Source organism: Vibrio sp. VB16 (assembly GCF_015594925.2).
Lineage (GTDB): Bacteria > Pseudomonadota > Gammaproteobacteria > Enterobacterales > Vibrionaceae > Vibrio.
The window spans coordinates 1,319,814-1,334,805 of sequence record NZ_CP087591.1 but is presented as its reverse complement, the minus strand read 5'-3'; the positions used below and the strand labels follow the sequence as shown (position 1 = coordinate 1,334,805).

The following is a 14,992-nucleotide window of genomic DNA, read 5'->3' as shown; positions in this document are numbered from 1 at the left end:
ATGACCGTAAAGTATGCACCGCACCCTAATCCACAACTTCGCGGAAATCCATTGGTTGAAGCCCTAGGTTTCCCGATGACATCTAAAGAGTTTATTCATCAGTGTACTCTGGAGCCTGACGTTTCATTAGACCTATCCGATATTCCTCTAGAGCATCAAGGGTACTACCAGCGATCTGGCATAGACAATTTAAGTCATGGATATGTTGTACAAGATGAAGCACCGCGTTTATACGACACCATGCGCCGAATGATAGAAAATGGTTACATATATCGTAATCCACTCACTTTCGGGGACTTTAAAACAATAGCCCTAACGGAAGACACAGAGTCAAATAGGACACAGCAACTTGCCTTGCAACAGACTGCTTCTCAAAGCAGCTTTCTATTGGCAGGACTCAGTGGGAGAGGCAAAACAGCAATGACTGAAAGTATTCTCAGTACGATTCCACAGATCATTACGCACAGAAACTATAAAGATCAGTCTTTCGCTTATGAGCAAGTTGTGTGGTTGAAAGTTGACGTTCCGACAATGAAGGGGCAGCGAGCATTACTTTGGCGCATCTTGGATGCACTGGACACCGTAACAGGAGAGCAATATTACTCATCTCATACCAAAAGCAATGTCACCACACTCATGATGGCTGTGCGAAAAGCGTTAGTTCTACATGGCGTCGGCATCATAATTTTAGATGAAGCTCAAAACCTATCCAAAGCAACTCAAACAGATAAAGTTGGCAACAATGAAAACGCAACTTTGCGTTTCATAGAGGAGTTATTCAATAAAGTCGGCGTTCCGCTTTTCATGGTCGGCACATTAACAACATTAAGCCTGTTCTCACAAGAGATGACAGCAGCGAGGAGAATCGGTAAGAGTGGTTCGTTGATCCTTGAGCAATGCGATGTAGATAGCTCGTTTTGGAAAAGGTTTATAAAGCAGATGTGTCCTGTTCAATTACTGTCTAATCAACAAACTGATTTAGATACTTTGACTCGGCACATTCACCACCTAAGTGCTGGGATCCCAGCACTTGCATCTAGTCTTATCCGCTCTACTATGTCATATCTCACCTATCTCATCCCAGAAAATCAAGATCTCAGTATAAAAGCGCTTGATAAAATATTTAGTGAGCAATTTAGCGTAATAAGTGTAGCCCTTCGAGCACTCAAACAAGGTAAATTTTATCAATTTGAAGATTGTGCTCCGCTAACACTTCTGCATGAAAGTGAAGACTACTTCAGAGCAGAAGCATTCGAAAACACTAACTCAATAAAACCAGAACAAAAACCAACCTACAACAAAGGGGCTGGTCAAAAAAAGCTAAACGACAAACATTTACAAATGTTAGATAACATGTCTCCCAAATCGCTATTAAAAAGAGCAAACAATAGTGAATAACACACTCTACTTACTTCCGAACGAGCATATTAGAAGCTATCTATTTCGAATTCACCATCAATCGCCATTTGGAACCTTTTCTACAACGGCAAAACGTTTCGGACTCGATAATTTCCGTGCGTCTTCAGTTACCACATTTCATAAACTAGATGTTGATTTGTGTTTACTACTATCTGATCCTCTTTTTAAGTTCTGGTTCAGCAACTGTGGGGGCAATTACATGCTTCCATTTATGACAAAGAGCGAGGTCACAGAGATTCGTAACTCCTTTCAGAAGAAAGAAAACCAGTTTTCCACTATTCATGCTCGAACACTCCACAATAATGCTTGGCGTTATTGTTCAACTTGTAGAGAGCACGATCTCGATAAATACGGTGTGTCGTATTATCACCACCCTCATCAAGTTGCGGGTGTATTCCACTGCTATAAGCATAAGAGTAGACTGATTACTCATTGCTCTAACTGTGACTACAAACTTTCAAACTTATCCAGAGTTCCTGTGCCACCAGCGGAAAATAAATGTCCTGCATGTGGGCATGAAATGGAAGAAGACTTAGACTACTTTGATGATTTCATGGCTAGCGTCGAATCATTTTGCTTATCAATCAACCAACACATAGCGCAATTCAACCTTAACGATATTCAAAACAATAATCTAACTTACATCGGATTTTCAGATAACGATAGCAATACGTTGGCGTTTAAGCGAAGTATTTCGCACTGGAACAAAGAGCTATGGCAGTCTCTCGGCCAGGAACGGTTACAACGCTATTTCAACAATACGAAAAAGCTAGGTGGAGTAACAATGTCACCGACACTCAGAACTCCCAGATATTTCCTAAAAGACTCTAGCTTTAAGTTCAGTCCACCGCTCGTATATATACTTGCAATGCACTCTACAAATACAATTCCAAGCAGCCATGTTCTTAAAATGGATTGAGGGTGAATCAGTTTTTGGGCTTGTCGCACGTCATCATGCGACTTGTCCATATCACTCGCTGCGCGAGAAAAATCGAGTGTTACTCCATCGCCCTGATATAAAAATTAGCCCCCAATTACCCTGCTCACTAAATACAATTTCTTGTAAAACAGGTTTTCTAGCTAACGAGTTATTGTTTCGTGGTACTACATATCCGCTAGTCTCCGCAACTATCCGAAACGTGAAGGGCAAAAAAGATTTAAGGTTAGCCATGCTTTCTGATTGTGGAACGTCAGTGATGGCTTTAAGCAGACTTGTATCTAGTCGCTTAAACTTCGGAAATACCATCAAATATTGCCCTAGATGCCTAGAATCAGACAAAATAAAATACGGCTATGGCGTTTGGTATACCAATCACCAAATTTCGGGAGTCACCGTTTGTCCGAAACACTTAACTTGGCTGATTAATATATCCCTTGACGGCAATGGCCTTAACAAACGAATTGAACCACCACCAACAAGCATAGTTGGATTCAGGTCAAGTGAAGAGCCACCTTCAAGTGCTGCTATCAAGCTCTCTCAGTTCCTTTCGGACTTTTTTGCACTAACCCAAGGCAATGACAATATAAACCTATCTGAAGCCCATTTAGCTTGGTTAGGCGAGAAAGGCTACTTAACACCAGATAAACACATTCGGTTAAGTAAACTTTCATACGACTTTAATCATTACTGGACGGATATATTCGAAACTGAATTGCTACCCAAAGAACTGTCTAATATTTCCTACGTCCGAAACCTAATAAAACCAGATACGAATCTGCATTACGTTAAGCATGCCCTACTAGGTGCATTTTTCGTAAACTCTCCAATTGAATACTTTTCGAGATACCCATTAGGTTCAACCCAACCAAGCCTAGCTCTCCATAGCAAGGAGCAACAACTGGAAAGTGATACAAAGGCTATTACCCTACTACAACAAGGACATTCGCTCCGTTCTGTCGCAGAGGCGACAGGAAAGTCAGTTGGTTACGTAACAAAAGTTGCATCCCAACACGATATTAAAATCAAACATAGATACAAACAGCTAACGGATGAAATAGCCTTCAAAATTGTTAGACTCGCTTATCGCGGAATACATCGAAAAGACATCGCTAAGGAATGTGGTGTTGGTATAGGGAGTATTGAACAGAAAATTGAAGGTCAGGAAGGTCTGTCAGAATGGCGGCGAAAACTAAGATATTTTGAAGCAAGGGCCAAACACCGTCTGTCACTACTCAACTATAAGAATTCCAACCCCGATTGCTCAAGAAATGAATTGAGGAATAAAACTACTGATTATCTTTGGTTGTTTAAGCACGATAAAAACTGGTTAACTCATCATCTACCGAACAAAATGAAACCTAAATTTTATGGTGCGAAAGACTGGGACAGCATAGATGAAGCCTTAGTAAAACGAATCCATATGGAAATAACACAAGCCAACTCGCTTTCCGATATCGATCGGCAGCTTATCGGTGCGCCTTCAATTAGAGCTAATAAAGAACGTCTACCGTTAGCTTATGTGGCGGCGCTTAAGATAATTTCTAAGACTTAAATATTTGATTACTCATCCGAATCAAACCGACGTACCAACTTATAAGCGAACAAGCTAAAAACAAGCGCGGATTATATTAATGAGGGATATGAACCAGTTATCAGCGAGAGTTCACATGACTTGCCTCTGCCTAATTCCTTGCTTCGACTGATTCAACAACCAATCAAAGTAACGATTGACCCACTTTTCCTCATCTAACTATATGGATAAATATACTACCCCACTACAAGTACCATACTCCTTTGGGGCAACATTTCTCTATTACTTTTATTGTGGTTATAAAGAGCAACACATGACATTATGCTACATATCTCGTATTAAAGGCACCGCAATAAATGTTCAGTAGTTACTGATAAATAGAGGATCATCCATGAAACTTCAGCTTGATTTGGCTAACTGTTATGGCATCAACCAACTATCTAAAGAGTTAGACTTTACAAAGTCAGCTACTAACGATGGCATTAATTCGCTCTACGCTCCAAACGGAACGTTAAAAACTTCGCTAGCTAAGACTTTTAAGGATGTGGAAGAAAACAGGGATACAAAGGATCTTATCTTTCCAAGTCGTACAACGGTAAGAAATATCAAAATTGATGGTGCCGATATAGCGTCAACCCAAGTGATAGTGATTGACTCTTATAATGAAAGCTATAGCTCTCAACAACTTTCAACTTTATTGGTTAACGAAGAGTTGAAACAACAATATGATACGGCTCTAAAGGAAGTTGATGGCAAACGTTCATCTCTCATAAACGGGGTTGCTAAAAAGTCGGGGAAACGAGATGTCCTGACTCTATTCAATGAAGCTTATGGGATTCCTCAAAAAGAACTATTAGAGTTACTTGTAACACTTTCTGAGCAGGAAAACCCCGACTATACCGAATATGGAGAATATAAGTACGATACTTTATTTAATCCAAAAGCTCTCCAGCTCATTGCCTCAAAAGACTTAAGCAAAGACCTTGCAGACTATGTCGATACCTATGACAAGTTGATTGAAAACTCTACAGTTTTATCCAAAAATTTTAATCACCAAAAGGCTGATGTCGTTTCAAAGAGTTTAACAGATAACGGCTTCTTCAACGCTTCGCACAGTGTCAATATTTCAGTCAATGGTTCTAAGCAAGAGGTTTCTTCAAAGAAGGCTCTAAATGAATTACTACAATCCGAACAAGATAAAGTACTACAAAATCCCGAATTAAAAGAAAAGTTTAGCCGTGTTGATAGCAAGTTAAAAAACAAAGAAACTCAAGCTTTTCGAGATCTAATTTCAGAGCATCAAGACTTGCTAGGTGAATTTACCGATGTTGATGAGTTTAAAAGAAAAGTTCTAATCGGTTACTTACAATCTAATCAACCTGCTTGGGATGACTTAGTTGCGACATATAAGTCTAATCAGGAGTTGGTGGCGAATATTGTCCATCAAGCGCAGCAACAAAAAACAACTTGGGAAACCGTCGTTGATACTTTCAATAAACGCTTCAAGGTTCCATTTAAACTTAGCGTAGAAAATCAGGATGAGGTGATTCTAAATAACGTAGCTCCAGCTATAAAGTTCGAATTTGATGACGGGCGAGGAGAGTCAGAGGTCGTTAGTCAATCAAGTTTGGTCGACGTTTTGAGTCAAGGCGAAAAGCGTGCACTTTATATCCTTAACGTACTTTTTGAAATTGAAGTGAAACGTAACAGTATTCAGCCACTCTTGGTTGTGATAGATGATATAGCCGATTCTTTTGACTATAAGAACAAGTATGCCATTGTTGAGTATCTCCGTGATATTGCAAAAGTGGCTCATTTCAGCTTGCTATTACTTACTCACAACTTCGACTTTCATCGAATTGTGAGTAGTCGACTCGGTGCGAAACGTCAGAATCGTCACATGGCAACAAAGTCATCAACGGAAATTGCTCTAAAGCCAGAAAAATATCAAAAAGATGTATTTAGTGCTTGGAAGCAAAACTTAGCTACAAATGAAGCTTACCTGTTAGCTAGTATCCCATTTGCTCGAAATCTTGCAGAGTATTGTGGTCATGAAGGTCACTACAGTAGTTTGACATCTCTTTTGCACCTAAAAGCTGATACCAAAGACATCAAAGTTAGCGATATGCAAGCGATGTATCGGGAGATTTTTGTAGATCAGCCTGCACTAGATCTGCCAAACAGTGAGTCGTTGGTGTTTGATAAAATAATAGAGCATAGTGATGCCCTTGTAGCTGAACCTCAAGAAACACCCGAGCTTGAATGTAAAGTTATTTTGGCTATGGCTATCAGGTTACAAGCTGAGCACTTTATGATCACCAGAATAGCCACCCCAGCTTTTCTTGAGGGGATTAGTTCAAACCAAACTCGTGCACTTTACGACAAATTCATTGAGCTACACCAAGCTGAGCAAGACACCATTAGTTTGCTGGATCAAGTTAACTTGATGACTCCAGAGAATATTCATTTGAATTCATTCATGTATGAGCCAATCTTGGATATGTCCGCTCATAGCTTGTATCAGCTGTATTCTGACATACAGGAGTTAGTAAACGATCAAGAGTAAGGAAAGTAGAGTTGTTGACCAAGATGCCACCTATTGATTTTCTTAATGGGTGTTGCTTTAGCACCCTTTAATAAGCTGTAGTGGATAAGTCATTTGACCACTTTTATGTCTGACGAGTGCATGATTGCAATACCAGCGCTAATCCCATAAGTCGGAGTGTTTTTGGTTCGTAACTCGGTTTGTCCAAAATCATGCTAGCGGGGAAAATGCCCCTTGTGATCACCAAGCGACTTAGTCGTTACAGTAACTACTAAGGGATTTCGACAGACTAATTAGCTTGGTTAAAGACCCACTGTCTAACATGCCATTGAGTACAAGTTAACACCAAATAGACATAATATCGAAGTCTATGCGCCACATAGAAGGCAGACTTCTATAGTAACTAGGCAAACTGAAAGCCACTAAACAACTTTTTCGACTTCTATAATTCTTCGACGACACGTACAAAACGTTATTGATGTATGTTGTGAAAAGTCAAAAGCATTTGGTAATTCAATCCCATACATTTTCAACTTCCCGACAACTTCTTTTTTATTTAGCACTTTCAAATCTAAGACCACCAGACTCATAAATTCACCAATCACTATTAAAATATACAAATATGAATCGCCAATATAGGGCGTAATTAGCTCAAAGCACCTTAACTTAATGCATATTGCCCTGCTTAATTTAAGTAATAATAACTCTTTAAAATCAAAGCCTTAAATCCATGTTCAACTGGACAGATAGTTATTCGCCTGCTATCTATTAATAGATATACAAGGATGACAATTATGACTACTACCATACAAGCATCGATTACTAACCGCGAGTTTAAAAGAATCAGAAATCTACAAAATCAGATTTCGAATGGCAGTACACGTTTGTTTGAAATGGATAACTTTAGTAAAGCGTCTCCCCTATCTCACATTTTACTTAGCCATAAAACCAACCGCTACCACCAGCTATTTACATTGGAAGAGCTCGCTCTTTTTTTACACCTAGAGCATGAAAGGAATGTTCTTTATATCAAGGAGCACTATCTTCTGCCTTGTGAACAAACACTACAGTGTCATACTCAATTAAGCTCGTATCACCATAACGAAAGCAGAGTAGTAGAAGCTGAATCACATCTAGGTATAACGACAGATTTCGTCATTATCGAATACGATGAACTGCGTGACAGCCTGTACCAACAAGCGTTCAAATGCGTACCATCTGATGAACATAGGAACACAGTTTATTCATCTGATGATGCTATTCGTTTACACCATAGAAATGAAATTGAGCGCTCTTACTGGGAAAAACAGAACATTGGAGTAATTCAAGTCACTGAAAAAGATCTTAATCCAATCAAAACCTCTAACTTAAGATGGTTGCGAGAAACCTATCATCATGTTCGTAATCTTGATGTGGAAGAGTATTTAAGTAAGAACATTACCATGACCTTACATGAGCGCTTTTTAACGCTACCTACTGCAACCCTAGAAGAGCATCTTAGTCATGCCGCTTCGGTTCATAAAGTGTCAATACCAGATGTGCTAGACACATTTAAGCACGCTGCTTACTCAGACCTTATACCGATTGACCTAAATAAGATAATAGAACTGTATAGCCCAGTAACTATGATTCCTTACCCACACCATATCGAATAGATTTTTCTAACATTTAGATATTTGGACTTGCTAAGGTTATACTACTGATATTAAGACTGACATAGGTTAATGTAATCATGCCTAACTCTAACAATTACAATGCAATCAAACAGCAAAAAATAGAATCACAGAATCGATTCTATAAAGACTTGTATGAGTCTCGTGATAACGGTAGCTATTCCATTGATAAGCAGAGTCTTAAATCTGATTTAATCGATCCAGCTAAATTACCCAACTACTCACCTAAAAATATTCCAAACTTCGATTAAGGTTTATTACTCTGCAACGGCGCTAAAAGTTTGTGATTAAAGCAAATAGATACACCATAGTCGTATCAGATAATATCTGATCATCACCCTAGCAAAGACAACTCATTATACATATGAGCGTAATGATCGCGCTAACATATGTAAATTCGTAATTTACCCGTTGTGCTCACATGTTACTCCACACGCACGGTGCTGGGACACATCAAGTTGATCGACCACATCAGCAGCGGAGTATCCGAGTTCGGTCACTAACGTAACGGCTTCATCTTTAAGTTCTGGGGGTATCTTTGTCCACTCATAACATGCTCTCCTATGCAAAAAGAATAGGCGATATTTGTCTAAGCGAGCCTGGAGAGTCCATTATAACTAAAAATGTGCGTAAGGAATTTTGGCCGATTCACAGATTAAATCCAATGAAAGAGAAATGTATCAGAGTAAGAGGTTAAAAAAGGGTGCCGCTAGAAATGAAGTTCCAGCAAGCGATTCTCAATGCTCTTCATCTTAGCTGTACTAATACAGACCTGATCTGACAAGTTGCTCCAAATCGGTTCTGCCCAAAAACCCTCTTTCGATTCACATAATACGTTTATATCAATTGAGTTTCATAATGAACGACAGCAATATGGATGGGGTGCAAATACGGCATAAATTCGTCTATAAAGCGTTAAGCTTGATCGACGAAATATCTATATTAATCATTGCTTTAGATCGATTCAGATGGTATGGTTTTATATTGTTTTCGAGGGTGCCTGATTTGGTGGCTTGCGCTTTTATAGTGTACGTGGGTTCGAGTCCCACACCCTCGTCCCAATTCGAGGGTAAGTTATGGAATACAAAAGCATCTTATCTTGGAAGATTGTACTAAAACTTTCAGAAGCCTCTCCTGATTACACAAAAAATCACAAGTTGTTTAATATCCGTACAGGTAAATCTTTTATTAAAGGTATTGGTGGGATAGATGATTGTGGTTTTTTCCCTACAGTGCTAGATCCTACAAATATCTTTCACAATGCTTTAAATAAAATAAAGAAAGATACTGGTTTTAAAGGCCGTCGCTTTCCTTACCTTAATGAAAGTGGTCAAAAGCTTAACGTTTCTTTTAGGCTATATTCAAATAGAACAGTGATTGCATCTATAGCGTTATTAAGTGACGTTGATAGTCCAAAAAATGAAATAGCAGATCTTCAAAAATTATCATCTCACGAAGAAATATACGGTATTGTTTGTAATACATTGGGATTGATCAGTTCTGGTGATGCAAAAAACCATATAGTAAAGACATCTCCTAAAATATATCCAATAACTCAAACTATAATCGGAAGCGAAGCGAGTTGGATATCTAATGAACTTGCTGTAGAAGTAGTCACACGTCATCCTCAGCCAAATGAAAATATTGTAAGTGAAGTAGTCTCTAAAAACTCAGAACATCAGCTAGATAATAGTAATATTTTGATGGATCGTCAGGGTATTTTCTACAGAATACCTGAGCATTCGTTTAACAGTCCATCTGTAAAAAAGAAGTTCCTTGGTTCGAGCAATCTGTTTGAATATGCTATAGCAATATCTTATTTATTGAGGAATGGTACTTATTTGAGATTGAATGATGTTGAAAAAAATTTCATCAATGAAATTATTACTAATCCAAAGTTGGTTTTTTTAGAGAGTACGACCTCGTTGGAGACCTGGAATTTATTAGTAAAAGAATTTCGACTAGACATTCTTTTAGACAGTATTTCTCAAAAGAAAATTAATAATGAAGAAAAAAAAGAATCACGTTTCATTAAGATATTTTCATATCTTAAATCTATATCTACCGAATCAAAGACAGGCATACTTATATTAGCAGTTTTAGGATGCGTTTGGGGAGTCTTTACTCAGACTCCATATTATGTTCGATTGATAGATCCTATTGTCTCATTAGAATCTATTGAGATTGTCACGCCCGAAGATGCTACGTTGGCAAGTTCCATTGATGGAAAAGTTTTAATTCAATGGGAAGAAGTAAAAAGTAGCAACGATTATATAGTCTTTTTAGAAAAACTTAACTCTGGTAAATGGGTTAGCACTGATGAAGATCACAGGACAATATCTCAAGAAAACCATATGTCAGTGGTTGTGAAAGAGCAAGAAAACTATAGGTTTATGGTAGAAGCAAGAAATAAGAATGGCGATATTGTCGCTGAGTCTGACCTATCTTATTTCAATACTATAAAACCAATGCAACACCTAGAAAATTAAGCTTAATAAAGCATTTAAGAGTGATTCCCAACGCTTGGTATTTTTGGTGTTCTCGTCGGATTTCGTGTTTAAGGTGGTATGGTTAGGTTCAGTGGTAGCGTAGATCACACTTTAATGCGGTGTTATGTAGCTAAATGGAAATAAGGGTTAAGCGATTGAAGAATAAGCTAGTAGAGTTTCAGCAACACCTTTCTCATTGCATTGATGACGAAGATAAATCGGAAGAACATCTAGATCGAACTCTGCCATATATCGGTTTAGTTGTTATGTATTTCAACTCTTTAGAATCAGAACTCGATTCAGTTTTGTGTGAACACTTTACCGACCGTTCTGATGCTCCTGGTTTAATAGTGTTGAATAAGCTCAATTATTCATCAAAAGTAGATCTATTGAAGCGTTTTTGTGATGATTTTCAGGTAGGCACCGCACATAAATTAGATGGTTATGAGCAAATCATTACAAATCTAAACGAGTGTGGTCGCCTAAGAAATATGGTCGTACACGCTAACTGGGAAGCCACAGACGCAGAGGGTTACACTTACATAAAGCTCAAAATGTCTAAGAAAGGCATGAACCAAGAATATGCCCAGTTTACGGAAGCTTCGATGGAAAAAGTCACCTCTTTAATCGTTAAAACTAAGCATGATCTATGGCGATTCTGGGAGCACAGAAATGACGTTTTGTATGGGTGTGAACCTGCTACATAATTAAGGTGGTAAAGGTGAATTCGAGCGGTTATAAGTTGGTATCCCGTTAAGCGGGCATTAGCTTTATTCGTCAGTCTATCGAAGGAAATATTAATGGTTATACAAGAACAAGCATTGAGTAAATTAGCGAACGCCATGAGAATTTATGGCGAAGCTCATATGAATTTTAATCGTTTGAAGTTAGTTGACGCCGAAGAGGCTATTGATAACTTAGATCGAGCAATGGAAGCTAAGCTAGAAGCTTTCCATAGTTTGTATGATGTTACAAAGGATCTCTTTGATTACTTTGAGCATGCAGATACAGCCGTTCTAATTATGTTGAGAAACGCGGTTCATCATCGTAATCATTTGTTGTTTAAAACTTGGAATCAAGAGATGGGCTTAAATGAAGGACACAAAAAATATTTCGGTGGGGAGTTTCTGTTAGCTAGTCACGAAATACTGACTAGCGGTTATATGATGAAGCATATGTACAAGCTTGAAGACTTCTATCTGCGAGTTGATCCATCGTTAGGCTCACCTGACATAGAAGACAGAATGAGCGACAAAAATCGAGGAAAGCTGTTAAGCCAGTTTGAAAAGGGTCTTAACTTTGGAGAACTTAAAAAATACGCGAAGAGTGAAAGGTATCCGCTAAAACAAGTTTATATCAATATAATTCCAATTTATATTTCAGCGGCTGTTAAGGTTTTCAAAGCGCTTAATGACAAAGGAGTAAAGTTTGTAGGTTTTGATGCAAATGCATATAAAGAATCTTTCACAAATGAATTAGAAGTAGATTTAAGCTCATTTAATTACTCGACAATACGAATATTGTAAAATAAAGCTAACAATCTGTTTAAGAGTGATTCGCAACGCGTCAATAATGGTTTTCAAGATAGATTTCAGCTGCAATGAGCAATAGGTAAGAGAAGGATTAGTCGAATTGAAAAAGCCCTTCCACCCGCTCTATCGCCGAATTAATGTAGGTACTTCGGGAGAGGTTTAAAGTTAGAGCGACTGCGAAAAGCGTATATACAAAAAGGTAATTCGGTGATATCACGCCCTCACTTGTGGGGGCGTTTTTTTGTTTACAGATTTTGATCTCTAATGTAAGGAAGTTAGTTGATTCAAGTTTATCTACTTTTCTCAGCATGATGTTCTTTGTTAACAGCCGCTTGACCAACATCAACCTTACACCCGACTTATCCCTTCTGTGTGAGATTTCCGTCACAATCTGCCATATGAAATAGGTCTACTCTAATATTTCGCCAGAATAGAAGAAGAGAATGAAAGAAAAAAATTGGGACTTTCAAAGAAAAAGAATTCGGGTATTAGGACTACCCAGACGCTGTGAACAGCGGAGCCTGATTACATCTTGGGATACTAAAAGTTATCTATAGGGTAGAAATCAGCCCATTGCCGTAAATTGAAATTGTCCAACGACGTGTCAGCTCAGCCACAACTTCACTTTCAGATGTTTTTTATATCTATAATGCTTAACTGTCTGAACTTCATCTACTTTGGGGGATGGTTACAAAGCGAACTTAATTAAGCTCCATAGACCTTCCCTTATGATCATTTCGTGACCACTTAACGAACCGAACTAGCAAAATCAGCGGATTAATAGACTAATTATTTTTGAAAAACATCAGATTAAATACAGTCAAAGAGAAAAAGTATCAGATTTAGGCGCTAATTTAGGAAAAACATCAGAATAAATGCAGTCAAAGGGAAAAGTATCAGATTAAGGCGCTAGTTTAGGAAAAACATCAGAATAAATGCAGTCAAAGGGAAAAGTATCAGATTAAGGCGCTAGTTTAGGAAAAACATCAGAATAAATGCAGTCAAAGGGAAAAGTATCAGATTAAGGCGCTAGTTTAGGAAAAACATCAGAATAAATGCAGTCAAAGGGAAAAATATCAGATTAAGGCGCTAGTTTAGGAAAAACATCAGAATAAGTGCAGTCAAAGGGAAAAGTATCAGATTAAGGCGCTAGTTTAGGAAAAACATCAGAATAAGCGGTTTGAAAGATAGAGCCACAGCCAACATGGTAACAATCACAAGAGAAAGGCCAATTCAACTAGCCAGAGGTATACAGAAGAAGATTCGACCCATAATTCATTAGATTTTCTTTTCATTAATTGAAGATGAATTTTGATGAACTTTTATATTGGAAATTATAAATTATTGATATACATAACAAATTATCTTAATACTTAGGATCGTGTTATTAGTTAATCTTGTTGTTTTTGATAAGTACGATTGCTGAGAAAATTGAATGACCACTCACTGGATCAACATTATTGCGTTAGGTAGTGTTATTCGATTGTGAAATCATCATGATGATATTTCCGCACGTGACGGAAGGAACCCACTCTTGTAGTTTCCATCTTGGTTAGCGCTACAATCATCAAATCAGACTCCCAAGTTACAAAAAGTTTCCAACTTAGTTATCTCAATTAGCGATTAGAACTCATTGATAGTAAACGAACCAAAGTTTCCATCTTAGTTATCTGTGATCATTAGTGATCACGACTAACTAAGTTGAGAACTAATTTGATACTTTAAAGGCGAGCCTGATGGTTCGCCTTTCTATTTTGTTTTCATGTTACAAAGTACCAATTGTTGATCACAGATAACTAAGTTGGCAAGTTTCTTTAGATTTGATCAATCTCCTTCAAATGATATCTAGTACTTCGGCCACCAGCTACAGATTTACCTAGGCAATTAAACTCGACTAGAGCTACCAAATATCTAGTCGCCGTTGGTTTACTCACCTTCGCAACCTGCTGTATTGAGAAGTATTGATTCCGTCTTGGAAGTCTCCTTCTAGCATCTTATTAAGTACATTGGTTTGTTCACTAAACAATCGAATTTGGTCAATTCGTCTGCAAATATCCGTTTTAAATACCGTTTGGTCGATATCTCCTGCAATGCGGCATTAAACGATTCATTCAATGTGACAAGGAACTACTTCACCTAAGCGGTAATTTCAGCTAGAAACAAGTGGCATTAAATTGCTATTTAGATAGTTTTCATAATTTCAATAGATGGTTTGTTTATGCTTTAGTAGCTAAACTATTTAAAACCAATACAACAAGGAAAGTAGATATGATTCAGAAAGGTCAACCATTACCAACAGCAACCCTCAGCGAGCTCGGCGAGACAGGAATGTTAACCCACAACACCGATGAACTGTTTGCAAACAAACGCGTTGTTCTATTCGCTGTGCCAGGAGCATTTACACCAACCTGTTCAGAGGCACATTTGCCTGGATATGTCGTCTTAGCTGATGAAATTAAAGCAACTGGTATAGATATTATTGCGTGCATCTCAGTTAACGATGCTTTTGTGATGCGGGCTTGGGGCGAGGCACAAAACGCTACTGAAATTATGATGCTGGCTGATGGTAACGCAAGCTTTACCAAATCTCTCGGACTTGATATGGATACCGCTACTTTCGGCGGTACTCGTTCACAAAGATATGCAATGGTGATAGAAAATGGCGTAGTGACACAGCTAAACGTCGAAGAACCAAAACAATTTGACGCCAGTAAAGCCGAAACTATCTTAGCAGCGTTGAAGTAGTCTAAAGACCATAATGGCTCAGGATAACCTATTCTGAACCATTATTCGGTGAGATACGCATAACGTGTAGTGGGCTTTATATGGAAAACCGCCAATCCACAATGAAATATGTGTAAAC

At 38.2% G+C, this 14,992-nt stretch carries 10 protein-coding genes and 1 pseudogene; 10 read left to right on the top strand and 1 reads right to left on the bottom strand.

What is annotated here, in order from left to right:
- From IUZ65_RS22425 to IUZ65_RS22385, 9 genes are all read left to right on the top strand, one after another.
- The gene (locus tag IUZ65_RS22425; protein ID WP_195706222.1) at positions 1-1,398 is read left to right on the top strand and encodes an ATP-binding protein; all 1,398 of its coding nucleotides are present in this window, start codon (positions 1-3) and stop codon (positions 1,396-1,398) included.
- Positions 1,391-2,338 carry a TniQ family protein gene (locus IUZ65_RS22420; protein WP_195706221.1) on the top strand — a complete coding sequence of 316 codons (948 nt, stop codon included), beginning with the start codon at positions 1,391-1,393 and terminating at the stop codon, positions 2,336-2,338. Before IUZ65_RS22425 ends, IUZ65_RS22420 begins: the two co-directional genes overlap by 8 nt.
- Positions 2,319-3,911, top strand: coding sequence for a TnsD family Tn7-like transposition protein (locus IUZ65_RS22415; protein WP_195706220.1), 1,593 nt, complete (start codon positions 2,319-2,321; stop codon positions 3,909-3,911). Before IUZ65_RS22420 ends, IUZ65_RS22415 begins: the two co-directional genes overlap by 20 nt.
- A gap of 370 nt (positions 3,912-4,281) precedes the next feature.
- The gene (locus IUZ65_RS22410) at positions 4,282-6,456 is read left to right on the top strand and encodes a hypothetical protein (RefSeq protein ID WP_195706219.1); all 2,175 of its coding nucleotides are present in this window, start codon (positions 4,282-4,284) and stop codon (positions 6,454-6,456) included.
- Positions 6,457-7,229: 773 nt separating this feature from the next.
- Positions 7,230-8,090, top strand: coding sequence for a TnsA endonuclease C-terminal domain-containing protein (locus IUZ65_RS22405; RefSeq protein ID WP_195706218.1), 861 nt, complete (start codon positions 7,230-7,232; stop codon positions 8,088-8,090).
- A 77-nt stretch (positions 8,091-8,167) separates the two neighbouring features.
- Positions 8,168-8,359 (top strand): hypothetical protein, encoded by a 192-nt coding sequence (locus tag IUZ65_RS22400; protein ID WP_195706217.1) that lies wholly within the window; start codon positions 8,168-8,170, stop codon positions 8,357-8,359.
- 825 nt (positions 8,360-9,184) lie between these two features.
- Complete coding sequence (locus IUZ65_RS22395) at positions 9,185-10,597, top strand: hypothetical protein (RefSeq protein WP_195706216.1); 1,413 nt, start codon at positions 9,185-9,187, stop codon at positions 10,595-10,597.
- 155 nt (positions 10,598-10,752) lie between these two features.
- Positions 10,753-11,304 carry a hypothetical protein gene (locus tag IUZ65_RS22390; RefSeq protein WP_195706215.1) on the top strand — a complete coding sequence of 184 codons (552 nt, stop codon included), beginning with the start codon at positions 10,753-10,755 and terminating at the stop codon, positions 11,302-11,304.
- Between the two features lie 93 nt (positions 11,305-11,397).
- Positions 11,398-12,123: a hypothetical protein gene (locus tag IUZ65_RS22385; protein WP_195706214.1), complete on the top strand. Its 726-nt coding sequence runs from the start codon at positions 11,398-11,400 to the stop codon at positions 12,121-12,123.
- 1,820 nt (positions 12,124-13,943) lie between these two features.
- Here IUZ65_RS22385 and IUZ65_RS22380 read toward each other — a convergent pair.
- Positions 13,944-14,256: pseudogene (locus IUZ65_RS22380) on the bottom strand (DUF4172 domain-containing protein); the annotation flags it as partial.
- A 141-nt stretch (positions 14,257-14,397) separates the two neighbouring features.
- Between IUZ65_RS22380 and IUZ65_RS22375 the strand changes: the two are divergent.
- Entirely contained in the window at positions 14,398-14,874 is a 477-nt protein-coding gene (locus tag IUZ65_RS22375; protein ID WP_195706213.1) for a peroxiredoxin, read from the top strand.
- The last annotated feature ends 118 nt before the right edge of the window (positions 14,875-14,992 follow it).

Coding starts and splice junctions, on each gene's coding strand:
- IUZ65_RS22415 (WP_195706220.1), top strand. CDS start 2,319: ATGTTCTTAAAATGGATTGAGGGTGAATCAGTTTTTGGGCTTGTCGCA.
- IUZ65_RS22395 (WP_195706216.1), top strand. CDS start 9,185: ATGGAATACAAAAGCATCTTATCTTGGAAGATTGTACTAAAACTTTCA.
- IUZ65_RS22405 (WP_195706218.1), top strand. CDS start 7,230: ATGACTACTACCATACAAGCATCGATTACTAACCGCGAGTTTAAAAGA.
- IUZ65_RS22410 (WP_195706219.1), top strand. CDS start 4,282: ATGAAACTTCAGCTTGATTTGGCTAACTGTTATGGCATCAACCAACTA.
- IUZ65_RS22385 (WP_195706214.1), top strand. CDS start 11,398: ATGGTTATACAAGAACAAGCATTGAGTAAATTAGCGAACGCCATGAGA.
- IUZ65_RS22400 (WP_195706217.1), top strand. CDS start 8,168: ATGCCTAACTCTAACAATTACAATGCAATCAAACAGCAAAAAATAGAA.
- IUZ65_RS22375 (WP_195706213.1), top strand. CDS start 14,398: ATGATTCAGAAAGGTCAACCATTACCAACAGCAACCCTCAGCGAGCTC.
- IUZ65_RS22425 (WP_195706222.1), top strand. CDS start 1: ATGACCGTAAAGTATGCACCGCACCCTAATCCACAACTTCGCGGAAAT.